This window comes from Cupriavidus sp. SIMBA_020, assembly GCF_046535395.1.
In the GTDB taxonomy this organism is placed as follows: domain Bacteria; phylum Pseudomonadota; class Gammaproteobacteria; order Burkholderiales; family Burkholderiaceae; genus Cupriavidus; species Cupriavidus campinensis.
This window is the reverse complement of the sequence record NZ_JAWRWU010001161.1, coordinates 1-253: the sequence shown is the minus strand read 5'-3', so window position 1 is coordinate 253 and position 253 is coordinate 1. Positions and strand designations below refer to the sequence as shown.

General features: G+C 66.4%; 1 protein-coding gene. It reads left to right on the top strand.

Annotated elements, in window-relative coordinates; genetic code table 11:
- Nucleotides 1-244 (top strand): Dps family protein (locus SB751_RS33180; protein ID WP_410749391.1); only part of this gene is annotated, 244 nt, incomplete at its 5' end.
- Nucleotides 245-253 lie beyond the last annotated feature (9 nt).

Genomic DNA, 253 nt, shown 5'->3' with positions numbered 1-253 from the left:
CTACGCGCCGGGCACGTATCGCGAGTACGCCAAGCTGTCGTCCATCGCCGAGCCGGAATCCGTGCCCGAAGCGCTGGAAATGGTGCGCCTGCTGGTCAACGCCAATGAGTCGGTCGCCAAGACCGCCCGCGCCGCCTTCGAGAAGGCCGACGCCGCCAACGACCAGTCGACCGCCGACCTGCTGACCCAGCGCCTGGACGTGCACGAAAAGAACGCCTGGATGCTGCGCAGCCTGCTGCAGTAAGCATGGAGA